The following is a 23,859-nucleotide window of genomic DNA, read 5'->3' on the forward strand; positions in this document are numbered from 1 at the left end:
GGGGGAGGGAGACGCGCGGGTCAGCCCGGCGGCAGCACGTCGACCTGGATGCCTGAGTAATACGCCGCCAGGTTCGCAATATCGGAATCCGACAGCTCCTTCGCGACCACGTTCATGATCTCGTTCTGCCGCTTGCCGTCGCGGTAGTCGGTGAGCTGCTTCACCAGATAGGGCTCCACCTGCCCGGCGAGGTTCGGCGCCTCCGGCAGCTTCGAGAGCCCGTCCATCCCGTGGCAGGTCTGGCAGGCGGTCGCGCGCTTCTTGCCCACGGCGGCATCGCCGGCCTGAGCCGCAAACGGGACAAGGGTGGCGATCAGGACAAGAAGCGGACGGATCATTATCGAACTCGAATTGCGCAACGGTACTCTCCTCCCCTGGCGATCCCGGGCCTGCCCGGGATCGCTCAAGCTTGCGGGGAGGCGTTGGAGGTGGGGGTGGTGCAGAAGGCACCACAGCGCCTCATCCGGAACCACCCCCACCCTCGTTCCCTCCCCGCAAGGGGGAGGAAAGAGCCCCACTTATTTCTCGTAGGAGATCCGGTAGATCGCCCCGGCGGAATCGTCGGAGACCAGCAGCGAGCCGTCGAGCATCACCGCCACGTCCACCGGGCGGCCGAGATACTCACCGTCACCGGTGAGCCAGCCCTCCGCGAACGGCTTGACCGATTCGATCTTCCCGTCGGCCCCGAGCTTGGCGAACATCACCCGGGCGCCGATCGGCTGGGTGCGGTTCCACGAGCCGTGCTCGGCGATGAAGATCCCGCCCTTGTACGAGGCCGGGAACTGCTTGCCGTTGTAGAAGGTCATGCCAAGATCGGCCGCGTGCGGCGGCAATTCGGCCATCGGCGCGACCGCGTCGGCCGGGGGCGTCTGGTCCTTGTACTCGACCGTGCGGACCGCGCCGCCGCCGAACCACGGGAAGCCGAAATTCTCGCCCGGCTTGGTGGCGTGGTTCAGCTCGCCCGGCGGCTTGTCGTCGCCCATGCCGTCGACCTGATTGTCGGTGAACCAGAGCGTCTTGTCGGTGTTGAAATCCATCCCCACCGAGTTGCGGATGCCGGTGGCGAAGACCTCGCGGTTCTTGCCGTCCGCATCCATGCGGATGATGCCGCCGATCCCGTCCTTGCGGTACAGATCCATCTTGTCGGCGGGCGGCACGTTGTAGGGCTGGCCCAGCGCGATGTAGGTCTTGCCGTCCGGCCCGACCCGGCAGACCCGGGCTGTGTGGTTGAAGCTCTCCTCGGAGGCCGGGATCAGGTCGCCCTGCTTGACCAGCACGCCGGCGGCGACATCCGGGTTCTCGTAGAAGAACTCCGCGGCCGGGAACGCCAGCACCCGGTTCTGCTCCACCACCGTGAGCACGCCGTCCTTCGAGAAGCAGACGCCGTTCGGGATCTTGAACTCGATGCCCGGCGCGAAGGCGCGCACCTCGTCGGCGACCCGATCCTTGTCGCGATCGGTGACCGTGTAGACCTTGGTCTTGCGCGTGCCCACGAACAGCACGCCGGCATTGGGGCCGACCGCGATGGCGCGGGCATCCGGCACGACGGCGTAGAGGTCGATCTTGAAGCCGTCCGGCAGCTTGATCTTCGACAGGTTCTTGCGGATCGCGTCGGCGCGCCGGCCGGTCTGCGGGATTTCGGGGGCGGCCTGCGTGCTCGTGCTGTGCATGCCTTCGAGCTTCTGCAGGTCGTCGGCCTCGGCCTTGGTCTCGGCGGGGGCGGCGCCCTGCGCCAGGGCCGGCCCGGCGACGCCCGCCAACAGGGCGGCGATGATCCATGATCGCATCGTGATACTTCCTCCCGGCCGCCCTGGTACGGGGCGTGTCCGGAGGGGACGATAGAGGCGCCTATCCGAGGGACAAGCCGCAGCGGTGACGCGGCCCAGACCCTGTTGCCGGTCAGGCGACCTTCCGCGGCACGAGGCGCTCGCTGCCGAGTGCAGCTTCGGCCCCCGACACGCCGGCCTCGGTGTACTCGGCATCCTCGTTGACCCGCCAGACATCGTGCCGGCGCTGGTTCGCGAGGATGTTCTCCACGGTGAGCATCGCGGTCATCATCGCGTGGTCTTGGTTGTTGTACTTGTGCATGCCGTTGCGGCCGACGAGATGCAGGCTCGGGAAGTCCCGCTCCAGCTCCCGGCGCACCGTGGCCACGTGGCCGGCATACTCCTCGTCGTAGACCGGATAGGCCTTGGCCTGCCGGACCACGCAGGCATCGACCACCTCGTCCGGGTCGATCAGGCCGATCTGCCCGATCTCGCGCTTGGCGAGCGCCACGAGTTCGTCATCCGAGGCGTTCCAGAGCCCGTCGCCCTCGAAGCAGAAATATTCGAGGCCGAGGCAGGTGTGGTCCGCGTCCGGCACCATCTCGGGCGACCACGACCGGAAGTTCTGCACCCGCCCGACCTTCACGGACGGGTCGTGGATGTAGATCCAGTTGTCCAAGAAGTCCTTCTGCGATTTCGCGATGAGGGCCACGGTGAGGAAGTCGCGGTACTTCAGCGACCGCGCGTTGAAGGTGCTGAGCGGCCGCGGCCGGATCGAGTCGACAAGCTCACGCACCGGGGCCGACGAGATCACGTGGCGGGCCGTGAAGGTCTCGCGGGTGCCATCGGCGCTGCGGGCCGCTACGGTCCAGATGCCGGTGCCGGCATCGTAGGTCAGGGCGTCGACGCCGCGATCGAGGAGCACCTTCCCACCCTGCGCGCGAATCCTGGCGGCGGCCGCCTCCCACATCATGCCGGGGCCGCGCCGCGGATAGCGGAACGACTCGATCAGCGTCTTGATCACCGGGCCACCGGCCTTCGCCGGCTTGCGCAGCCCGAGCGAGCGATTGATCCCGTCGCGGATCGCCGCGCCGAGGTCGAGCCCCTTGATGCGCTGCGCCGCCCAATCGGCCGAGATCGCATCGCACGACATGCCCCACACCTTCTCGGTGTAGGTCTTGAAGAAAATGGCGAACAGGCGCTCGCCGAACTGGTTGCGGACCCAGGCGTGGAACGTTTTGGGCTCCCGCACCGGCCGCAGGCGGGCGTAGAGGTAGGAGGCCATGCAGGCTGCGCTGGTGAGCAGGCCGAGATTCTTCAGCGCCTCGAAGGCCTTGAGCGGATACGCATAGTAGCGGCCGCGGTAGTAGATCCGCGACAGGCGCGGACGCTCGATGAAGTCGTTGGGCAGGATCTCGTCCCAGAGATCGACCACCGCCTTCGATTTCGAGAAGAACCGGTGGCCGCCGATATCGAACAGGTAGCCGTTGTGGGAGACGGTGCGGGAGATGCCGCCGACCTGGGCCGGATCGCGCTCCAGAACCGTGACGGACCGGCCCCGCTTCGACAGCAGGTAGGCGGCGGTGAGGCCGGCGGGCCCCGCGCCGATCACCAGCGTCTCGGTGTGGTGGCTCATCCCGTGCTCCGGCGATTCGATGGTCGCACGACGCGCGCAGCGCCGACAGGCCGGCAGGATGCGCAAGGCATGGTTAAGGAATCGCTGGCGATACAGGCTTACCGGGCAAGCGAATTCCAATCCCTGGCGGTGGGAAACGCGTCTTCGACGGCAAGCCCAGGTCGTTCAAGGGCGTTCGCGCCGTTGCGCGCGCCTCATCTTGACCGGTCGTTAAACCTGGCGGCGCAACCTCGCGGCCGAGGGCACCGGCCGCCCGTCTCGGTGACCCACCATGCCCATTCCGGCACAGCCGACCGCTCGGCCGATCGTCCAGATCGAACCCCGTACCGTTCTGTGGGCGACCGCATTCGTAAGCCTCGCCACGATGGTGCCCCCGGCCGACCTGTGGGCCACAATCCACCACCTGCGCGTCCCGGATACCGACGACGCCATGCGCCTCGTGGAGGTGCGCGATCTTCTCGCCGGCCAAGGTTGGTACGACACCGTTCAGCATCGCTTTCTCGCGCCCGGCGGCGTGCCGAGCCACTGGTCGCGCTGGGTGGATGCCCCGATCGCCGGCCTGATCCTGGCCCTGACGCCGCTCACCGGCCCAGCCCTCGCGGAGGGCGTGGCGGCCGCTCTGTGGCCACTCCTGCTGTTCGGGCTGTACGGCAGCGTGGTCTATCGCGGAGTCCGCAATCAATTCGGCAGCCGCGCGGCGGTGCTCGCCCTGATCGCGGCGACGCAGACCTTCGGCGTGACCATCCAGTTCGCGGCAGGGCGCGTCGATCATCACAACCTCCAGATCATCGCGATGGTCGGGCTGGCCTTCTGCATGATCCGCGGCGGCCTGCGGAGCGGCCTGATCGGTGGCGCGCTGGCAGCTCTATCGCTCGCGATCGGGCTGGAGGGTCTGCCGTCCATCGCGGTGGCGGCTCTGTTCCTCGTCGGGGATTGGTGCCTGCGCGGGCGCTGCGCCCTACCGCTCCTGCTCGGCTTCGGCCTGGGCCTCGGGCTCGCCGCGCCTCTGCTGTTCGCCGGACAGACGGCGCCCGGGCTCTGGACCGCGCCACGCTGCGACGCGCTCTCGCCGCCCTGGCTGTGGCTCGCCCTCGGTGGCCTGCTCCTCGCTGTCTGCGCCGCCGCGGCCGGGGAGCGTCTCGCCTCCATCCGGGCGCGCCTCGCCTTGGCCGGCCTTTCCGGAGCGATCCTGCTCGCCGGCTTCGCCCTCGCCTTCCCGATCTGCCTCGGCGGGCCTTTCCCCGACATGCCGCCCCTGGTGCGGGACCACTGGCTGCTGACGGTGAACGAGATGGCCTCGCTCCCGAGACTCATCGTCCGGGGGCAATGGGAAGCCCTGGTATTCTATCCGGTGGTCGGGCTCGCCACCGCCGCCGCGTCCGGGATGGCCTGGTGCGGGCCGCAGCGGCGTGCCTGGGCGGTCATAGCCCTGTTCCTGTGGCCCGGCCTGCTCCTCGGCCTGTTCCAGTTCCGCGGGCTGTACATCGCGTCGGGATTCGTGCCGCTGGTCGCGGGCGCCGTCCTCGACCGAGCGCTCCGGGGCGACGCCGGGCGCTTGGCTGGGCTGCCCCGCTGGGGCATCGCGCTTCTGGGCGCCTGCCTCGTGAGCACGCTCTGGATGGTGCCCGCCGTCGTCGCGGGGACGCTGGCGCCCACGGCCCGGACGGCGCCGGACCCCGCCGGGGCGATCGCCTGCCGCAGCCAGGAGGCGCTGGCGCCGCTCGCTGCCCTGCCGGCCGGCACCGTGCTGGCGCCGATCCTCATGGGGCCCGCGATCCTGCTGCACACCCCGCACGGGATCGTAGCGGCGCCCTATCACCGGGCGATCCCCGGTCTCGCAGCCGCGCTCGAAGGGCTGGGCGGCACGCGAGCGGATCTGGAGCGGGTACTGACGCAGTTCGGCGTCCGATACCTCGTCGCTTGCCCGGCCCGGCCGGCCGAGAATCTTCAGCCCGAGCCGGCCTTTGCCACGCGGCTGGCCGAGGGCGCGGTGCGGTCCGATCGGCTCGTACCTCTGGACCTGCCCGGTCCCCTCAAGGTGTGGCGGGTCGTTCCCGAGCCGGTCAGAGCAGCCGCCGGTCGAGCCGGATGATCCGGCAGGGATCGCCGGCGCGGGCGGCGGGCGCGTGCGGCGCGCGGACCAGCAGCGCCTCGGCCTGACCCAGGACCGCCAACATCGAGGAATCCTGGCGCTGCTCCGGAGTGGCTACCGGAAGCTGGCCGGGCTCGACGGCAAGACGCGCGCGCATGTAGTCGGCCCGCCCGTCATTGGCATCGAGATTGCGGCCGAGCGTCGCCAGCTCGCTGCGGTCGGCTCCAGCCTGGGGATCCCCCTGGAGCGCGCGGATCGCCGGCACCACGAACAGCAGCCCGCAGACGATCGAGGAGACCGGGTTTCCCGGCAGCCCGATCACGAGCATGTCGCCGAGGCGGCCGTGCATCAGCGGCTTGCCGGGCCGGAGCGCGACCCGCCAGAAGCCGAGCTCCAGCCCTTGTCGGGCCAGCGCCGCCTGAACCAGATCGTGGTCGCCGACCGAGGCGCCCCCCAGCGTGATCAGGAGATCGGCCCTGGCCGCGCGGGCGCGCCGGAAGGCGTCTTCCAGGGCGGCATGGTCGTCCGATGCGATGCCAAGATCGATGATCTCCGCCCCCGCCTCGCTGGCGAGCGCCCCGAGGGCGAGGCTGTTCGAGGCAACGATCTGATCCCAGGCCGGCGTCGCGCCGGGCTCGACCAATTCGTCCCCGGTCGCCAGGATCGCCAACCGGGGTCGGCGCCGGACCGGCAGGCTTGGGTGGCCAGCGGCCGCCGCCAGCGCGAGGCGCCGGGCGTCCAGGGTCAGGCCCGCGGTGAGCAGCGTCTCGCCGGCCGTGAAGTCGAGACCGGCGCGGCGGATGAACCTTTTGGGCTCCACCGGCTCGACCACCCGGACGGTCTCGCCTTCGGCCTGCGCGTCCTCCTGGATCAGGATCGCGTCGGCGCCGTCCGGCACCGGCGCCCCGGTAAAGATCCGCACCGCCTCGCCGGGGCCGATTCCACCGGAGAATCCGTGGCCGGCCGCGCTGGTCCCGATCACGCGCAGGCTCGCCCCCGTGATTGCCGCCTCGGCGCCGCGCACCGCGTAGCCATCCATGGCGGAGGCCGGGAACGGCGGCTGCGTGCGGGTGGCGGTGACGACGGCTGCGAGCGTGCGCCCGGCGGCCTGGGCCAGCGGCACGGTCTCGGCGGCGACGGGGCCAGGCACGCTCGCCAGGATCCGCGCCAGCGCCTCGGCGACCGGGATCAGGCCGCTCATGACGCGGGCGCCCGGTAGGCGCCGGAGCGGCCGCCATCCTTGGCAGTAAGCCGGATGCCCTCGATCCGCATGCCGCGGTCGACCGCCTTCACCATGTCGTAGACCGTGAGACAGGCCACCGAGACGGCGGTCAGCGCCTCCATCTCGACGCCGGTCGGCCCCTGCACCCGCACCTCCGCGGCGATGCGTAGGCCCGGCAGCGCGTCGTCGGGCTCGATCTCGACCCGGACCTTCGAGAGCAGCAGCGGGTGGCAGAGGGGGATCAGCTCGTGGGTGCGCTTGGCCGCCATGATGCCGGCGAGCCGTGCGGTGCCGATCACGTCGCCCTTCTTGGCGTCGCCCTCGCGGATCAAGGTCAGGGTGTTCGGTTCCATCACGATGACGCCCTCGGCCCGGGCGGTCCGGTCGGTTGCGGGCTTGTCGGTGACGTCGACCATGTTGGCCGCGCCGCTGGTGTCGAGATGCGTGAGCGTCGCGCCGGGCTCCATCGCTCAAGCCTTCTTCTTGACCTTGCCGTCGCCGAACAGCAGCGCGCGGGTCGCCGCAGCCACATCGGCCTGCCGCATCAGGCTCTCGCCGACCAGAACCACGCCGAGGCCGTGCTCCCCGAGCCGGGCCACGTCGGCGTGGTCGCCGATGCCGCTCTCGGCCACCGCGATCCGGTCCGCCGGGATGTCGGCGCCGAGGCGGATCGCCGTCTCGAACGAGACCTCGAAGGTCTTGAGATTGCGGTTGTTGATGCCGATCATCGCCGTGCCGAGCGGGATCGCCCGGGCGAGCTCAGCCTCGTCGTGCACTTCCGTGAGGACATCCATCCCGAGGAGATGCGCGGTCTCGACCAACGCGACCGCCTCGTCGTCATCGAGGCTGGCCATGATGACGAGGATGCAGTCGGCGCCCCAGGCCCGGGCCTCGTAGACCTGATAGGGCTCGAACATGAAATCCTTGCGCAGCACCGGCAGGCCGCAGGCGGCGCGCGCCTCGGTCAGATAGTCCGGCCGCCCCTGGAACGAGGGCTCGTCGGTCAGCACCGAGAGGCAGGTGGCGCCGCCGGCCTCGTAGGCGGCGGCCAGGGTAGCGGGGTCGAAATCGGCCCGGATCAGGCCCTTAGAGGGCGAGGCCTTCTTGACCTCGGCGATGAGGGCCGGCCGGCCCTCGGCGCGGTGCGCCCGGATCGCCGCCGCGAAGCCGCGCACCGGGTCGGCCTGCGCGACCTTGCGCTCGAGCTTGGCCAGCGGCACCCGCAGCTTCGCCTCGGCGATCTCGCGGCGCTTGTAGGCCTCGATCCTGGCGAGCACGTTCGGCCGCTCGGGGGGCGCATCGACGCCGGTCGCATGGGTCGGCTCTTGCGTCACGGCGCTCATCGGCCCCCCTGCCCGTTGGAGTGGTCGTTCGAAGCCCGGACAAGGCGGGCGAGCGTCGCCCGGGCCGCCCCGGAATCCAACGCATCCTGCGCCCGTGCGAGCCCGTCCGCCAGGGTCGGCGCAGCGCCCGCGACGACGAGTGCAGCGCCGGCGTTGAGCGCCGCGATGTCCCGGTAGGCGTTGCGTTCGCCGGCGAGCACCGCCTCGACCGCCCGGGCGTTGTCGGCGGGATCGCCGCCGCGCAGCTCCTCGGGCGCGCGCAGCGTCAGACCGAGATCCCGGGGATCGATGGTGAAGCGCGCGATCCGCCCCGCCTCCAAGGCGACCACCCGGGTCGGCCCGGTGACGGTGATCTCGTCGAGCCCGTCGGAGCCGTGGACGGTCCAGACCCGGCGGCTGCCGAGTTCCGCCAGCACCCGGGTCAGCGGCTCGGCCAAAGCCTCCTGGGCAACGCCGAAGAGCTGGTAGGCGACGCCGGCCGGGTTGCTCAAGGGCCCCAGCAGGTTGAAGATCGTCCGTACGGGCAGCTCCGAGCGCACCGGCGCGACGTGCCGCATCGCCGGATGGTGGGTCTGCGCGAACAGGAAGCAGAGGCCGGCCTCCGCCAGGCAGCGCGCCTGCCCCACGGGGTCGAGCCCGAGCTCCACGCCCAAGGCGGCCAGCACGTCGGCGGCGCCGGAGCGCGAGGTGGCGGCACGGTTGCCGTGCTTGGCGACCGGCACGCCACAGGCGGCCACCAGGATCGCGGCCAGCGTCGAGACATTCACGCTTCCGGAATGGTCGCCGCCGGTGCCGACCACGTCGATGGCGCCCTCCGGAGCCACGACCCGGGTCATGCGCGCCCGCATGGCCTCCGTAGCGCCGACGATCTCCTCGATGGTCTCGCCACGGACCTTGAGGGCGGCGAGGAAGGCGCCGGCCTGCACCGGCGTCACGGCGCCCGACAGCAGGTCGTCGAAGGCTGCGCGCGCCTCGGCGCGGTCGAGGGCGAGGCCCCCGGCGACCTTCGCGAGATGGGGTCTGAAACTGTCCATGCGCTCTGTCGAAGGGCCGGCCCGGCCTCCTTCGGGTCAATGCACGTCGGCGCGGGTCCTGTCACGCGCCGCGTTCCAGGCGGCGGCGAGATCCAGAAAATTCTTCACGATCTCGGTGCCGTGCTGCGAGCGGATGCTCTCCGGATGGAATTGCACGCCGTGGAGCGGGCGCTCGACATGCTCGAGGCCCATGATCAGGCCGTCCGCCTCGGCGGTCACCTTGAGTGCTTGCGGGCAGCGCGCGCGATCGACCACCAGGGAATGGTAGCGCGTCGCCTCGAAGCTGTCGTTCAGGCCGCGGAACAGGCCGCTCGCCCCGTGCCGGATGGTCGAGACCTTGCCGTGCAGCGGCAGGGGCGCCCGCACCACGTCGCCGCCGAAAGCCTGCCCGATCGCCTGAAGGCCGAGGCAGACGCCGAAGATCGGGATTTCTGGCGAGAGATCCCGCACCACGTCGAGGCAGATGCCCGCCTCGTTCGGCGTGCAGGGGCCGGGCGAGAGCACGATGGCGTCCGGGGCCCTGGCGCGGATGTCCTCAACCGTGAGCGCGTCATTGCGCACCACGTCGATCGCGCCGCAGAGCGGGCCGATCAGGTGGACGAGATTCCACGTGAAGGAATCGTAGTTGTCGATGACGAGGACGTTGGGCATCGCGGCGGTACGCTCGGGCATGGGGGCGATGTGACCGCTCGGGGCGAGGTGGTCAACCGTGCCGGGTGCTTGGTTTCTGTTTGGAGCCGCCGCACGGCGATTCTCGTGCTAGGTCCCGGGTCGCATCCCGCTTCCGCTGCATGCGCCCGGGAAAAGGTTGCACCGTACTCGGCACCGCCCCTTTCCCGGACAGGTGGAGCGCCGGCGGAACCTGATCCGGGAACCGGCGCAGGACGCGCCGCGTAGCGGCTCGACAGCCACCGCCCCTACTGCCCGCGCTTCGCCTGCGCCGCAAACCGCACCGCCTCCTCCGCGGCCCGGAACAGCGCCTTCGCCTTGTTGACGCATTCCTGCTGCTCGGACGCTGGATCCGAATCGTACACGATGCCCGCCCCAGCCTGGACGTGCATCCGCCCGTCCTTCACCACGGCGGTGCGGAGTACGATGCAGGTATCCATCTCGCCCCGCGCGCCGAAATAGCCGATGCAGCCGGCATAGGGCCCGCGTTTCTCGCGCTCCAATTCGTCGATGATCTCCATCGCCCGCACCTTCGGAGCGCCCGAGACCGTACCGGCCGGGAAACCCGCCGCGAGGGCGTCGAGCGGGTCGTGGCGCGGATCGAGGTCGCCCTCGACGTTCGACACGATGTGCATCACTTGGCTGTAGCGCTCGATGAAGAACGAATCCGTCACCCGCACGCTGCCGATCCGCGAGACACGCCCGGCATCGTTGCGGCCGAGATCGAGCAGCATCAGGTGCTCGGCCCGCTCCTTCGGATCGGCCAGCAGTTCCTCGGCGAGCGCCGCGTCCTCGGCCGGTGTCGCGCCGCGGCGGCGGGTGCCGGCGATCGGCCGCACCGTGACGATGCCCTCGCGCACCCGCACCAGGATCTCCGGCGAGGAGCAGACGATCTGGAAGGCTTCGAAGTCGAGATAGCAGAGGAACGGCGCCGGGTTGGTGCGCCGGAGCGAGCGGTACAGGCTGAAGGCCGGCAGGGTGAACGGCGCCGAGAAGCGTTGCGACAGCACCACCTGAAACACGTCGCCCGCGGCGATGTATGCCTTGGCCCGCGCAACCATCCCGAAGAAATCGTCCGGCGTCGTGTTGGAGACCGGCTCGGGATGGGCGACGGCCGAGAGATCCTCCCGCGCCTCGATCGGCAGTGGCCCTTCGAGGGCCTCCGCCACCCGGTCGAGGCGTTGGAGCGCCGCCTCGTAGGCCGACCGGGCGGTGATACCGGTGGCGGGCCGCACCGGCGTGACCACGGTGATGATGTCCCAGATGGAGTCGAACACCACCATCACGCGCGGCCGGACCAGGATCGCGTCCGGCACGCCGAGCGGATCCGGGTTCGGCTCCGGCAGCCGCTCCATGGCGCGGACCATGTCGTAGCCGAGATAGCCGAACAGGCCGGCCGCCATGGGCGGCAGGTCCCGGCCCTCGTCCCCGATGGCGCTCTCGGCGATCAGGGCGCGCAGGCTCGCGAGCGGCGCCCGGTCGTCCGGCTCGAACCGGGTCAGGTCGGCCCCGCGGGCGATGGCCGGCGCGCCGTCCCGGCAACGCCAGACCAGATCCGGATCGAGGCCGATCATCGAGTAGCGCCCGCGCACGGCGCCGCCCTCGACCGATTCGAGCAGGAAGGCAGGCCCCGCATGCCGCGCACGCAGCTTGAGGAACGCCGCCACCGGCGTTTCCAGATCGGCCACGAGGCTCAGCGCGACGACGCTCGGCCGACCGGCCTCGTACCGCCCGGCGAAGGCCGCGTAATCGGGAGCCTCGGCCATCGCCTCAATACTCGCCGCCGATGGCCCGGCGCAGGGCCGCCGGATCGACCTTCACACCGGCATTCTTCTGGACCTCGGTGATGTACTCGGACAGCACGTCGTCGGCGAGCGCGGCCTGGAAGTTCTGCGCGATCGTCCGGTCGCTCGGGCTGTCCGCCACGAAAGCCGGCATGGTTGCGGCCGTGACCTTGAACACCGCCCGGGAATCACCGGCTGCCGCGGTGCCGGACTTGCCGACCGGCGTCGCGAAGATCAGGTTCACGTCGTCCGTCGTCAGCATGTCCTTGGCCTGGTTGCGCGACAGGTCCTGCGCCTCCTGCAGGTTGACGCCCACCTCTTTGGCGACGTCCTCCATCGACTCGCCCTTGTTGAGCTTCTCAACCAGTTCGCGCCCTTTGGCCTGGAGGCGCTTGGCGATCTCGGTGGCGGTCCAGCCGGCCTTCACGTCGTCCTTCACCTGATCGAGCGGCTTGTCGTGCGCCGGATCGATGTTGGTCACGTCGTACCAGACGTAGCCGCCGGTCTTGGTCCGCAGGGGCTCGTTGTCGCCGCCGATCTCGGCGCGGAACAGGGCCGGCAGCGTGGTCTCGGCATCCGGGATGTCGGCGACCTTGTTGCCCTCCGGATCCTTGCCGTTCGGATCCACGGCCTTGACGGTGACGAGCTTGAGGCCCCGCTCGGCCGCGATGTCGGTGAGCGGCTTGGCACTCGCACGCTGGTCCTCGATCGCGTCGCGCGTCGTCTCCATGGCGTCCCGGGCGCGGGCGAGCGCAAGGCCCTTGCGGATCTCGCCTTCGACCTGCTCGAACGGCTTCACGGTCCCGGGCTCGATCTTCGTGACGCGCAACAGCACCGTGCCGAAGCGGCCCTGGACCGGCTGGCTCACCCCGCCCTCCGGCAGCGCGAAGGCGGCATCGGCCACCGCGGTGTCGAACAGCTCGGCCTTGCTGAGCGTCCCGAGGGTCAGATCCTTGTCGTCTGTGCCCCGTTCGGTCGCGACGGCTTCGAAGGTCTTGGAGCCGTCCTCGATCGCCTTGCGGGCCGCTTCGGCGGCGGCGTTGTCGGGGAAGACGATCTGCTGGATCGTGCGCTTCTCCGGCGCACCGTAGCGGTCCTTGTTCAGGGTGTAGGCGGCGCGGGCGTCGGCATCGCTGATGGAAGCGGGCTTGGCCATCGAGGCCGGATCGACCACCAGGAGGTTGGCGGCGCGGAACTCCGGCGCGCGGAAGCCCGACTTGTTCGCATCGTACCAGGTCTTCAACTCGTCGTCGGTCGGATCCGGGATCTGGCCGGCTGTCGAGGGGGTCAGCATCAGATAGGCGGCCGCGCGGCGCTCGGTGGCGTAGCGGTGGACCGCCTCGCGCAACGCCGCCGGCACGTGCAGATCGGACGAGACGGCCTCGGCGAGCTGCAGGCGGGCGATCACCGAGCGCTGCTCGCGCACGAACATGCCCTCGTTCAGGCCGGCCCGCTGGAGGGTCTGGTAGAAGAGCTGCGGCTCGAACTGGCCCTGCGCGTTCTGAAAGCTCTTTTCGTCGTGGATCGCCCGGATCACCGCGGAATCCGGCACCGCGAGGCCGAGGTCGTGGGTCTTCTGGTCGAGGGCGGCCTCGGTGATCAGCTGGGCCATCACCTGCCGGTCGAGGCCGAGCATCCGGGCCTGATCGGGGGTGAGCGCGCGCTTCAGCTGCGCCTGATAGCGCTGGATCTGGTTCTGGTAGGCTTGGCGCACCTGCTCGGTGGTGATCGGTGTGCTGCCGACCGTGGCCACCTGATTGCTGGTACCGCCGCGGAAGAACTCCTCGACGCCGAAGATGCCCACGCCCGCGATCAGCAGGGCGAAGATGATCGTCAAGACGATCTTGCCGAGCCAGTGCTGGCTGGCGTTGCGGATGCCCTGAAGCATGATCTGCGATCGGATACCTTCGGCGGGCGCCCCGTCGCCGGGACGGCGCTTGTCCTGAAAGCCGACCGCGATAGACCATTCGCGTCCACAGGCAAAGGCTCGGCTGTCCGCATCGTTTGCACGCCCAAGCTCGCTCTGGTAGGCCGCGACAACTTGCAAACGGCATGGCGAGGCAGGACGGGAATGACGCAGTCGGGGCGCAGACCGCTGGTCGCCGGCAACTGGAAGATGAACGGCACGCGGGCGTCGATCCAGGTGGTCGAGGCGATCCGCGACGGTCTCTCGCCGGAGCTGGCCGGCGGCATCGACGTGCTGATCTGCCCGCCCGCGACGCTGATCAGCGCCTGTGTCGCGGCGACCGCCGGTTCGCCCGTGGCCATCGGCGGCCAGAACCTGCACGCCCGGCCGAACGGCGCCTTCACGGGCTCGATCTCGGCCGAGATGCTGGCCGATCTCGGCGCCCGCTACGTGATCGTGGGCCATTCCGAGCGGCGGGCCTACCACCACGAGACCGACGACGGCGTTCACGCGAAGGCGCTCGGCGCCCGGCGGGCCGGCCTGTGCGGCATCATCTGCGTGGGCGAGACCATCGAGGAGCGCGAGCAGGGCCGCGCCCTGGATATCGTCCGTGCCCAGCTCGCCATCGGCCTGCCGAAGGGCGCCACCGCGGCCGACACGGTGATCGCCTACGAGCCGGTCTGGGCGATCGGCTCCGGCCGGACGCCGACGCCGCGCGACATCGCCGAGGTCCACGCCTCGCTGCGCGAGATGCTCGACAAGCTGGTGGGCGACGAGGCGCAGAAGATCCGCATCCTCTACGGCGGCTCGGTCAAGCCGGGCAACGCCCGCGAACTCCTGTCGGTGGATAACGTCGACGGCGCGCTGGTCGGCGGCGCCAGCCTCGTGGCCGAGGATTTCCTCGGGATCTGCGCCGCCTACGCGTGAGGCCGCTGGCGCGGGTGGCGAGGGACCGGGGCGAGGGACCAGGGCAAGCGCAAACGTCCTGAGCAAACGTCCTGAGCAAGCGTCCCGGGCAAGTTTCTCGGGCCTGTCACACGATCCTGTTTAACGATCGCGGTGTTCCATCACCGGGATTCGGATCATGACGGACGTTCCTTCCCCCGCCGACCCCAATCTCTTGGAGACGATCCGCCGCGAGATCCTCGACAGCTACGACGAGGAGATCGAACTCGGGTTCGAAGAGGATCGGCTGGATGATCTCGACGGCGGCGCGGGGTCCGGTCTCGACCGCAGATTGTACTTCCGGGAATTGCTGCGCCTCCAGCACGAGCTGGTGCGGCTTCAGGACTGGGTGCAGCACAAGAAACTGCGCGTGGTCGTGCTGTTCGAGGGGCGCGACTCCGCCGGCAAGGGCGGCGTGATCAAGCGGATCACCCAACGCCTCAACCCCCGCGTCTGCCGGGTGGCGGCGCTGCCCGCGCCGAACGAGCGCGAGCGCACGCAATGGTATTTCCAGCGCTACATCGCGCATCTGCCGGCCGGCGGCGAGATCGTGCTGTTCGACCGGTCCTGGTACAACCGCGCGGGCGTAGAGCGCGTCATGGGCTTCTGCACCGAGTCGGACGTGGAGGAGTTCTTCCGCTCCGTGCCCGAGTTCGAGCGGATGCTGGTCCGCTCCGGCATCGTCCTCCTGAAGTACTGGTTCTCGATCACCGACGAGGAGCAGGCCCTGCGCTTCAACATGCGCATCACCGATCCGCTGAAGCAGTGGAAGCTCTCCCCGATGGACGTCGAATCCCGTCGGCGCTGGGAGGATTACACCCACGCCAAGGAAGACATGCTCGGACGCACGCACATTCCCGAGGCCCCCTGGTGGGTGGTCGAGGCGGTGGACAAGAAGCGCGCGCGGTTGAACTGCATCAGCCACCTGCTGGAGCAGATCCCCTACGACGAGGTCGACCATCTGCCCGTTCAGTTGCCGGATCGGGTCCGCAACGCGGATTACATCCGCGCGCCGATCCCGCCGGAGATGCACGTCCCGTCGCGCTACTGACGGTCAGCCCCTCAGATCTTGAACGCCTGACGCGCGAGGAGGCGCCAGCGATCCCCATCGCGGTGCCAGACCTGCATGACGCCGATATGCACCGGCGCGGACTTGCCGTCGGTCACCACCTCGCCGCTGAAGACGTGGCGGGCGATCGCGTCGTCGCCCGCCACCGACACCGACCGGTCCGACAGGGTGATGCTCGGGAAGGTCTGACGCTTGCTGGCGAGCGGCGCGATGAAGGCCGCCTTGTCCTGCACGACGCCGCTTGAATGGCCGTAGCTCAGCCCGGCGAGGGTCAGCGCATCGAGGGCGGTCCCGTCGCCCGCGAGCAGGGCTTTCGTCAGTGCATCCACCTGCGCTTCGACTGCGGCCTTCTGGTCGTGGGGCTGCTGCTCGGCGGCGAGGGCCGGCTTCATCAGCGCGGACGTGACGAGGGCAGCGGCGAGCGCTGCGCGGCGTGAGATCGGCATGGCGTCCTTCCCGGGCGGGACGGTGGATTCAGAGGTCCGTCCTCGGCGTGGAACAGAGCACAGCCGGCACCTCGGCGCGAGGGGCTCCGGCGACAGCCGGCGGCCGATCCTCGAGTTGGCGCCGGATCCCGATTGGTGTATGCGCCCGGGATCCTTCGCGGCTGTTGTCCCGAGCACCGGCCGCCTGCGCGCCCGCCTTCCGGTCCCCGCGGCCGGCCCTCGGGCAGCGACGCGCGGACCAGACCATGCCTCCGGAACACCGATGCAGACCGTCCTGATCGTCGTCCACCTCATCATCGTGCTCGCGCTGATCGGCGTCGTGCTGCTGCAGCGGTCCGAGGGCGGCCTCGGGCTCGGCGGCGGGGGCGGCGGCGGCGTCGCCGGCTTCATGACGGGCCGCGGCCAGGCCAATGCCCTGACCCGCGCCACCGCCATCCTGGCGGCCCTGTTCTTCGCCACCAGCTTGGTGCTGGCCATCCTGTCGCACCGCTCGCAGGCGCCGAAGTCGATCCTCGACACTGGCGCGCCGCAGAGCGCGGGCCAGCCCGCCAAGCAGCCGACCGGGGCCGACAACCTGCTCGACACGCTGCGCCAGCAGCAGGACCGGGCCCCCGCCACGGCGCCGGCCCAGCCAGCGCCTTCGGCTCCCGCCCAGCCGGCGGTGCCGGACGCACCGCAGTCGCGCTGACGGCACGAACCCGCGACTCACGCGAGCCCGGACGGACCGGCCCCGGCCGACCCGTCCATGCATCCAGCGATCCCCAGCCTTCGCACGGGCCGGCGTAATCGGCGTTTGGCAAACGCCGGCACCTTCTTTATGGATCGAGGCCCATGACGCGGTACGTTTTCATCACCGGCGGCGTGGTTTCCTCCCTGGGCAAGGGGCTGGCCTCGGCGGCCCTTGCGGCGGTGCTTCAGGCCCGCGGCTACCGGGTCCGGATGCGCAAGCTCGACCCCTATCTCAACGTCGATCCGGGCACGATGAGCCCGACCCAGCACGGCGAGGTCTTCGTCACCGACGACGGCGCCGAGACCGACCTCGATCTCGGCCATTACGAGCGCTTCACCGGGGTGCCGGCGACCCGCGCCGACAACATCACCACGGGCCGGATCTACCAGGACATCATCGCCAAGGAGCGGCGTGGCGACTATCTCGGCGCCACCATCCAGGTGATTCCCCACGTCACCAACGCCATCAAGGAGTTCGTTCTCGACGGCAACGATGCGTTCGACTTCGTGCTGGTCGAGATCGGCGGCACGGTGGGCGACATCGAGGGGCTGCCGTTCTTCGAGGCGATCCGGCAGCTCGGCCAGGCGCTGCCGCGGGGCACCTGCTGCTACGTGCACCTGACGCTGCTGCCCTACATCCCGTCGGCCGGCGAGCTGAAGACCAAGCCGACGCAGCACTCCGTGAAGGAGCTGCGCTCCATCGGCATCCAGCCCGACATCCTGCTCTGCCGCTGCGATCGGGACATCCCGGCGGATGAGCGGCGCAAGCTGGCCCTGTTCTGCAACGTCCGCGAGACCGCGGTGATCGAGGCCCGGGACGTCGCCTCGATCTACGAAGTGCCGCTCTCGTACCGGAATGCCGGTCTCGACCGGGAGGTGCTCGGCCATTTCGGTTTGGAGCACGGCGGCGAGCCGGACCTCACCCGCTGGCGCACCATCGCCGAACGGGTGCGCAATCCCGAGGGCGAGGTGTCGATTGCCATCGTGGGCAAGTACACGGGGCTCAAGGACGCCTACAAGTCGCTGACCGAGGCCCTGACCCATGGCGGCATCAGCCACCGGGTGAAGGTCAACCTCGAATGGATCGAGTCCGAGGTGTTCGAGCGCGAGGATCCGGCCCCGTTCCTGGAGGGGCTGAATGGTATCCTCGTGCCGGGCGGGTTCGGCCAGCGGGGTGCCGAGGGCAAGATCCGCGCGGCGCGCTACGCCCGTGAGAAGCGCATCCCCTATTTCGGCATCTGCTTCGGCATGCAGATGGCGGTGATCGAGGCGGCCCGGTCGCTTGCCGGCCTGCCGGAGGCCAATTCGACCGAGTTCGGCGACACGGCTGAACCCGTGGTCGGCCTGCTGACCGAGTGGCTGCGCGGCAACGAGCTGGAACGGCGCGCCGCGGCGGGCGATCTCGGCGGCACCATGCGGCTGGGCGCCTACGAGGCGAAGCTCGATCCTGAATCGAAGATCGCGCAGATCTACGGCACCGCGCAGATCTCCGAGCGCCACCGCCACCGCTACGAGGTCAACATGGCCTATCGCGAGCGCCTGGAACAAAAGGGTCTGCGCTTCTCCGGCGTGTCGCCGGACGGGCTCCTGCCCGAGACCGTGGAGCATGTCGGGCATCCGTGGTTCATCGGCGTGCAGTTCCACCCGGAGCTGAAGTCGCGTCCCTTCGAGCCGCACCCGCTGTTCAAGGGTTTCGTCGGCGCGGCGATCGAGCAAAGCCGGCTGGTTTGAAGCCGCGGCGGCGCGCCGCTCCTCGCGTTAGGGCGCGCGACCCTATATTCCTGCCGCCGTGACCGAGATCCTGTTCTATCACATGCAGCGACAGCCCCTGGAGAAGGTGCTGCCGAACCTCGTCGAGCGCTCGCTGGATCGCGGCTGGCAGGCTGCGATCCAGGCCGCCACCGAGGAGCGCCAGCAGGCGCTCGACGACCATCTCTGGACCTACTCCGACGAAAGCTTCCTGCCCCACGGAACCGATCGCGAGCCCGACGCCGCGAGCCAGCCGGTGGTGCTGACCCTGCGGGACGTGAATCCCAACGCGGCCTCCATCCGCTTCCTCGTGGAGGGCGCCGACCTGCCGCCCGATGCCGGGAGCTACGAGCGGATCTGCATCCTGTTCGACGGGACCGATCAGGAGGCTCTGCTGCGCGCCCGCGAGCAGTGGAAGCAGGCCAAGGAGGCGGGTCATACGGTGGCCTACTGGCAGCAGGACGATTCGGGCCGTTGGAGCAAGAAGGCGTGATCGTGACCCTCGGCAGACATCTTGCTGCGCTCGGCCTCGTCCTGGCACTGGGCGCGCCCCTGCCGCTTCGTGCCCAGGACGGGCCGCACGGCCCTCCCCCGCCGGAGGCCAAGCAGGCGCCCCGCGGCCCGGAGGGGCGCCGCCTGCCGCCCGACTCGGTAACGCAGCACAGCGTGACGCTGCCTGACGGCCGGAGCCTCGCCTTCACCGCCACGGCCGGAAGCCTGCCGCTGGTCGATGAATCCGGCAAGCTCCAGGCCGAGATCGCCTACGTCGCCTACACGATGGCCCCCGAGGGTGGCCGCTCGCGTCCCGTCACATTCGCGGTGAACGGCGGGCCCGGCGCGGCATCGGCCTATCTGAACATCGGGGCGATCGGCCCCTGGCGGCTGTCCACGGGCGGCGACAGCATCAGCCCGTCACAAGCTGTGGCGCTCACCCCCAACGACGGCACGTGGCTCGACTTCACCGATCTCGTGTTCATCGATCCGGTCGGGACCGGCTACAGCCGCGCGGCGGACGGCAACGGCAAGGCCTACTGGTCGGTCGATTCCGATGCCGCGACGCTGTCGGCCGCCATCGCCCGCTATCTTCGGGTCAACGATCGCATGGCAGCGCCGAAATTCTACGTCGGCGAGAGCTATGGCGGCTTCCGCGGGCCGCTGATCGCCGAGAAGCTGCAGGAGGAAATCGGCGTCGGCCTCTCCGGGATGGTGCTGCTCTCGCCGGTGCTCGACTTCGGGTGGCTGGAGACTCCCCGGGCCAATCCCTGGGGCTACGTGCTGAAGCTCCCCTCCCTCGCGGCTGGAGCGCTGGAGCGGAAGGGCACCGTGCCGACGCCGGCGCTCCTCGGCCAAGCCGAAGCCTACGCCTCCGGCGCCTACCTGACCGATCTCCTCAAGGGTCCGGCCGATGCTGCCGCGGTGGCGCGGATGACCGAGACGATCGCGCCCCTGGTCGGGCTCGATGCAGCGCTCGTGCGGGCTCAGGCGGCGCGATTGTCGACCCGCAGCGTCCAGCGTGAGATCGACCGCGCGGAAGGCCGTGTGACGAGCGCCTACGACACCGGGATCACCGGCTGGGACCCGAACCCGGACGCGGCGCAATCGACTTTCGACGACCCTCAGCTCACGGCCTTGCAGGCGCCGCTGACCAGCGCGATGCTCGACCTCTATGCGCGAAGGCTGAAGTGGCCCGTACCGAACCTGCGCTACGAACTCCTGAACAACGCCGTGAATCACGGCTGGAGCTGGGGCTCGGGCCGGCAAGCGCCGGAGGTGCTCTCCAACCTCAAGGGGACGCTCGCACTCGACGGACACCTGCGCGTCCTCGTGGCGCACGGCTTCACGGACCTCGTGACCCCCTATTTCGCCTCGAAACTCCTGCTGGCGCAGGTCCCGGCCTATGCCGCCGGCCGCCTGAATCTGGCAGTCTATCCGGGTGGGCACATGTTCTACACCCGGCCCGATTCGCGGGCGGCGTTTCACAGGGACGTGGCGCGGCTCTACGCGGATGCGCTGACGGAACGCGACGGAGGGGCTGCATCCGGGCGCACGAAGGACATCCCCTGACGCGATCACGGTCCGAGCCGCGTCGTACGGCGAAAGCGCACGCGGGGCCGTTGGGCCGAGTCACTGCGCACCCGACGAGACACGTGGCAGGGACCGCCCCTCCGGCCAGGATCGGCATGTCCGCGCGGCGGCCGCGGTCGGTGCGGCCTCCCGTCAGCAAGTAGCCAGGCGTTCCGGGGTCGGTCCCGCGTTGGCGATTGTCCGAACGACGGCGCTCACGACGATCGGGACGTTAGCCACCATCGCGAGGGCAGGCACGACGCTCCGGGCCCTTGGTCCGGCTACGCGAGACCGCCGAGCGCATCGATAAGTCGTCAGCGGCCACAGGCCAGCGCGTCGACACCGGTCCCCCGGGGACCGCGCCGATCCCTGCGCCGCCGCCGGATACGACCCGGAACGAACAGAAACCGTCTCACTCTCGAACGGGACGGAGCGAAACGGCGACGCCGACGCCTGTTCGCCAACCGCGCTCCCCGGCCCGGGACGAAGCATCAGAACAGATCCGGCCGCCGCAACTGCAACGCGTACAGGAGCACCAGCGACTTCATGTCGTTGAGCCTCCCGTCACGGCCCATGGCGGCCAGTTCCCGCAGCGGAAGCTCGTGGACCGTCAAGGCCTCGCCCTCCGCGGCCAAGCCACCGCCGGCACCGGTGCGGTCGGCGGCCCCGTAGGCGGCCAGGAACAGGTCCATTCGCTCGGTGGAAATCCCCGGCATCGACCAAGCGCCGGCCACGAAGTCGAGCTGGCGCAAGCGCAGGCCCGTCTCCTCCATGGCCTCGCGCCGGGCCTCGTCCTCGGCCGCTCCCTCGTCGAGGAGACCGGCCGGCACCTCCATGTGGGTCGCCGGACCATCGGAATAGAGCACCGGCGCCCGGAACTGCGAGACCAGCGTGGCGACTCGCCGGTCCGGATCGTAGGGCAGGACCGCGACCGCCCGGCCGTGATCCTCGATCTCTCGTGTGATACGCGTCCCGTCCTCCTGGATGATTTCGGCCACGAGGAAGCGTGCCCAGCCGTCGTGCACGAGGCGCACGCCCCCGATCCGTGGTGCCATGCCGATCCCATCCCACTCCCGAGATCGTGACGGATCGTTCAGGAATGCGGCGGCTTCGCGGAACGCGCGATGCGGAAGCGCAGGCGATCGCCGTCCCGTTCCGCCGCGTCGAGCACCGCGCCCTCCTCGCGCACGAGGTTCGGGATGTCGATCATCGCCAGCGGGTCGGTGCAGGTGACCGCCAGGGACCGGCCCGCGGCGAGCCGGCGCAGCGCCTTGCGGGTCCGCAGCACGGGCAACGGGCATTTCAAGCCGCTGAGATCGAGAACGACGACGTCCGTATCATCCACGCGGCGCATTCCCCTTCCGGGATCCACTTACGTGGGGCAACGCCGGCCGGCCAGCGGCCGCTCACCATTCGGGGTAGCTGAAGGCCGGGCCGAAATACCAATCCGGATCGGACCAGGAATAGCGCGGCCCGTAGTAACCGTACTCGAACCCGTGCGAGCGGGTTGGTGCGAACGCGTAACCGTAACCGAACGGCACCGGGTACTGGTACTCGCCGTAATAGCTGTAGAGCGGCGGCCGGGTCGGTCCGGGCACGCGCCGTCCGAGATCGGGGCGCGGACGGAACTGGGCCGGGTCCGCAGCGAGGCCGGCGCCGGTGCCGGCGGCGAGCAGGGCTGCCCCGGCCAGGGCGGTGACGGTGAAACGGAACATGGCACATTCTCCGGCACGCGACGCGGGTGCTTCGGAACGTTCCAATAGCATGCTTGGCCGAAGATTCGCGCGGGCATGTTCATGCCATCAGCGGCCGTTCAGAAGACGCATTCCGAGAAGGCAGCGCGCATGCAGGCGCCCCAGCGGCCCTCATAATCGGCAAGCAGATCGTCGGCCCGCGTCCGGCCGGCCGCCACGATCGCTTCGAGCGGTTGGAGGAACAGCGTCTCGTCACGCCCCTGCGCGTCGCGGCGACCCCGGGCCCGCAGGCCGGACCGGGCGATGGCCAGGGCCTCGGCGGCGACTGCGCCGAGCGTCGTGTTGGCCACCGGCGTGGCGAGTCCGAGCCGGGGCGCGGTGGCGCGGGCGGCCTCGCGGTTCGCCGCATTCCAGCCCTTCACTAGGTCGAGTGCGGCGTCGAGGGCCGATTCGTCGTAGAGCAGCCCGGCCCAGAAGGCCGCCTGCGCGGCGATCATACCGGGATCGCCGACATCCGCCCCGCGCATCTCCAGGAAGCGCTTGAGCCGCACCTCGGGGAAGGCGGTGGAGGCGTGGTTGGCCCAGTCCGCCACCGTGGCGTACTCGCCCGGAAGCTGCGGCAGCTTCCCGGCCATCAGATCGCGGAACGAGGCGCCCGACACGTCGTGGTAGATGTCGCCGCGCTTGACGAAATACATCGGCATGTCGAGCAGCCAGTCGGCATAAGCCTCGTAGCCGAAGCCGGACTCGAACGCGAAGGGCAGCATGCCGGTGCGGTCCGCGTCGGTATCGCGCCAGATCTCGGAGCGGCGCGACAGGAAGCCGTTCGGCCGGCCGTCGGTGAAGGGGGAATTGGCGAACAGCGCGGTCGCCACCGGTTGCAGCGCGAGAGAAGCGCGCATCTTGCGCACCATGTCGGCCTCGGAGGCGAAGTCGAGGTTGACCTGCACGGTGGCGGTGCGCAGCATCATGTCGAGGCCGAGGGACCCGACCTTCGGCATGTAGGACGCCATGATCCGGTAGCGGCTCTTGGGCATCACCGGTGTCTCGTCCCGGCGCCATTTCGGACTCATGCCGAGCGTCAGAAAGCCGATGCCGAGGGGGTCGGCCACCCGCTTCGTGGCCGCCAAATGGGTCGCGAGTTCCGCCGCGGTGGCGTGGACGTCCGGGAGCGCCGCACCGGACAGCTCGAACTGGCCGCCGGGCTCGATCGAGATCGCCCCGCCTTCCTCCGCCGCCAGGCCGATGATGTTGCCCAGGTCGAGGATCGGCTCCCAGCCCGTCTCCCGGGCGAGCCCCTCCAGCAGGGCCTTGATGCCCCGATCCCCGTCGTAGGGGACCGGATCCCGGCTGTCCCGGTAGAACGGAATCTTCTCGTGCTCGGTCCCGATGGCGAACCGCGCGCGCGGCTTCTCGCCGGCCGCGAACCATTCGATCAGTTCGGCACGCGTGGTGAGCGGCGTGCTGTCGTTGCTGTCGCGCGCCATGCGCTACCCGTCCGTGCGTCTGACCTGAACCTGGAATACGGACGCACCGGGTCGCTCCGGCGGGTCCGACCGCTTGCCCCCCTCTCGCGAACGGGGTCCGGGTGGACACCCGCTCCCGAGCGCGCGGCGCAGGCGGCGTCCGTTCACGCACATAGTCGAGGTGTTCGGAACCGACAACGCGGCGCCGGGGATCGGAGCGTGCCGCCACGTCCGATCCCCGAGGA

Annotated in this window: 22 protein-coding genes; 7 read left to right on the plus strand and 15 right to left on the minus strand. The window is 70.0% G+C overall.

Features of this window, described 5'->3' with window-relative positions; translation table 11 throughout:
* Window positions 1-20: 20 nt before the first annotated feature.
* From MKK75_RS04075 to MKK75_RS04085, 3 genes are all read right to left on the minus strand, one after another.
* Entirely contained in the window at window positions 21-338 is a 318-nt protein-coding gene (locus MKK75_RS04075) for a c-type cytochrome (RefSeq protein ID WP_244041352.1), read from the minus strand.
* Window positions 339-518: 180 nt separating this feature from the next.
* Window positions 519-1,787, minus strand: a complete 1,269-nt coding sequence (locus MKK75_RS04080; protein WP_244041353.1) for a PQQ-dependent sugar dehydrogenase — start codon at window positions 1,785-1,787, stop codon at window positions 519-521.
* 112 nt (window positions 1,788-1,899) lie between these two features.
* On the minus strand, window positions 1,900-3,402 hold the full coding sequence (locus MKK75_RS04085; RefSeq protein ID WP_244041354.1) for an NAD(P)/FAD-dependent oxidoreductase: 1,503 nt from the start codon (window positions 3,400-3,402) through the stop codon (window positions 1,900-1,902).
* A gap of 271 nt (window positions 3,403-3,673) precedes the next feature.
* On the opposite strand from MKK75_RS04085, the gene MKK75_RS04090 reads away from it, so the two are divergent.
* Window positions 3,674-5,494, plus strand: coding sequence for a hypothetical protein (locus MKK75_RS04090; protein WP_244041355.1), 1,821 nt, complete (start codon window positions 3,674-3,676; stop codon window positions 5,492-5,494).
* Here MKK75_RS04090 and glp read toward each other — a convergent pair.
* The 7 genes from glp to MKK75_RS04125 all read right to left on the minus strand — a co-directional run bounded on the left by glp (window position 5,466) and on the right by MKK75_RS04125 (window position 13,434).
* A complete protein-coding gene (glp, locus tag MKK75_RS04095; RefSeq protein ID WP_244041356.1) occupies window positions 5,466-6,695 on the minus strand; it encodes a gephyrin-like molybdotransferase Glp in 1,230 nt (409 codons plus the stop codon). The two genes, MKK75_RS04090 and glp, sit on opposite strands and share 29 nt — an antisense overlap.
* A complete protein-coding gene (gene moaC, locus MKK75_RS04100; RefSeq protein ID WP_244041357.1) occupies window positions 6,692-7,183 on the minus strand; it encodes a cyclic pyranopterin monophosphate synthase MoaC in 492 nt (163 codons plus the stop codon). The genes glp and moaC overlap by 4 nt, the downstream gene beginning before the upstream one ends.
* Before the next feature lie 3 nt (window positions 7,184-7,186).
* Window positions 7,187-8,059, minus strand: a complete 873-nt coding sequence (gene trpC, locus MKK75_RS04105) for an indole-3-glycerol phosphate synthase TrpC (RefSeq protein ID WP_244041358.1) — start codon at window positions 8,057-8,059, stop codon at window positions 7,187-7,189.
* Entirely contained in the window at window positions 8,056-9,093 is a 1,038-nt protein-coding gene (trpD, locus tag MKK75_RS04110; RefSeq protein ID WP_244041359.1) for an anthranilate phosphoribosyltransferase, read from the minus strand. The genes trpC and trpD overlap by 4 nt, the downstream gene beginning before the upstream one ends.
* A 36-nt stretch (window positions 9,094-9,129) precedes the next feature.
* Entirely contained in the window at window positions 9,130-9,744 is a 615-nt protein-coding gene (locus MKK75_RS04115; protein WP_244041464.1) for an anthranilate synthase component II, read from the minus strand.
* Between the two features lie 266 nt (window positions 9,745-10,010).
* The gene (trpE, locus tag MKK75_RS04120) at window positions 10,011-11,528 is read right to left on the minus strand and encodes an anthranilate synthase component I (protein WP_244041360.1); all 1,518 of its coding nucleotides are present in this window, start codon (window positions 11,526-11,528) and stop codon (window positions 10,011-10,013) included.
* Between the two features lie 4 nt (window positions 11,529-11,532).
* Window positions 11,533-13,434, minus strand: coding sequence for a peptidyl-prolyl cis-trans isomerase (locus MKK75_RS04125; protein ID WP_244041361.1), 1,902 nt, complete (start codon window positions 13,432-13,434; stop codon window positions 11,533-11,535).
* Window positions 13,435-13,617: 183 nt separating this feature from the next.
* Between MKK75_RS04125 and tpiA the strand changes: the two genes are divergently transcribed.
* Both tpiA and ppk2 read left to right on the plus strand, forming a co-directional pair.
* Complete coding sequence (gene tpiA, locus MKK75_RS04130; RefSeq protein ID WP_244041362.1) at window positions 13,618-14,379, plus strand: triose-phosphate isomerase; 762 nt, start codon at window positions 13,618-13,620, stop codon at window positions 14,377-14,379.
* Between the two features lie 157 nt (window positions 14,380-14,536).
* Entirely contained in the window at window positions 14,537-15,448 is a 912-nt protein-coding gene (gene ppk2 / locus MKK75_RS04135; protein WP_244041363.1) for a polyphosphate kinase 2, read from the plus strand.
* An 11-nt stretch (window positions 15,449-15,459) separates the two neighbouring features.
* Here ppk2 and MKK75_RS04140 read toward each other — a convergent pair whose 3' ends face one another.
* The gene (locus MKK75_RS04140; protein WP_244041364.1) at window positions 15,460-15,912 is read right to left on the minus strand and encodes a nuclear transport factor 2 family protein; all 453 of its coding nucleotides are present in this window, start codon (window positions 15,910-15,912) and stop codon (window positions 15,460-15,462) included.
* A 262-nt stretch (window positions 15,913-16,174) separates the two neighbouring features.
* On the opposite strand from MKK75_RS04140, the gene secG reads away from it, so the two are divergent.
* From secG to MKK75_RS04160, 4 genes are all read left to right on the plus strand, one after another.
* Window positions 16,175-16,600 (plus strand): preprotein translocase subunit SecG, encoded by a 426-nt coding sequence (gene secG / locus MKK75_RS04145; protein WP_244041365.1) that lies wholly within the window; start codon window positions 16,175-16,177, stop codon window positions 16,598-16,600.
* Window positions 16,601-16,743: 143 nt separating this feature from the next.
* On the plus strand, window positions 16,744-18,372 hold the full coding sequence (locus tag MKK75_RS04150) for a CTP synthase (RefSeq protein WP_244041366.1): 1,629 nt from the start codon (window positions 16,744-16,746) through the stop codon (window positions 18,370-18,372).
* Window positions 18,373-18,430: 58 nt separating this feature from the next.
* Window positions 18,431-18,883 (plus strand): DNA polymerase III subunit chi, encoded by a 453-nt coding sequence (locus MKK75_RS04155; RefSeq protein ID WP_244041367.1) that lies wholly within the window; start codon window positions 18,431-18,433, stop codon window positions 18,881-18,883.
* A 2-nt stretch (window positions 18,884-18,885) separates the two neighbouring features.
* The gene (locus MKK75_RS04160; protein WP_244041465.1) at window positions 18,886-20,454 is read left to right on the plus strand and encodes a S10 family peptidase; all 1,569 of its coding nucleotides are present in this window, start codon (window positions 18,886-18,888) and stop codon (window positions 20,452-20,454) included.
* Between the two features lie 491 nt (window positions 20,455-20,945).
* Here MKK75_RS04160 and MKK75_RS04165 read toward each other — a convergent pair whose 3' ends face one another.
* The 4 genes from MKK75_RS04165 to MKK75_RS04180 all read right to left on the minus strand — a co-directional run bounded on the left by MKK75_RS04165 (window position 20,946) and on the right by MKK75_RS04180 (window position 23,635).
* Window positions 20,946-21,509: an NUDIX domain-containing protein gene (locus MKK75_RS04165; protein ID WP_244041368.1), complete on the minus strand. Its 564-nt coding sequence runs from the start codon at window positions 21,507-21,509 to the stop codon at window positions 20,946-20,948.
* A 38-nt stretch (window positions 21,510-21,547) separates the two neighbouring features.
* A complete protein-coding gene (locus tag MKK75_RS04170; protein ID WP_244041369.1) occupies window positions 21,548-21,808 on the minus strand; it encodes a sulfurtransferase TusA family protein in 261 nt (86 codons plus the stop codon).
* A gap of 52 nt (window positions 21,809-21,860) precedes the next feature.
* Window positions 21,861-22,169 carry a hypothetical protein gene (locus MKK75_RS04175; RefSeq protein WP_244041370.1) on the minus strand — a complete coding sequence of 103 codons (309 nt, stop codon included), beginning with the start codon at window positions 22,167-22,169 and terminating at the stop codon, window positions 21,861-21,863.
* 98 nt (window positions 22,170-22,267) lie between these two features.
* The gene (locus MKK75_RS04180; protein ID WP_244041371.1) at window positions 22,268-23,635 is read right to left on the minus strand and encodes a glutamate--cysteine ligase; all 1,368 of its coding nucleotides are present in this window, start codon (window positions 23,633-23,635) and stop codon (window positions 22,268-22,270) included.
* Window positions 23,636-23,859: the final 224 nt, after the last annotated feature.

It is taken from the genome of Methylobacterium sp. J-030 (assembly GCF_022829545.1).
GTDB lineage: Bacteria > Pseudomonadota > Alphaproteobacteria > Rhizobiales > Beijerinckiaceae > Methylobacterium.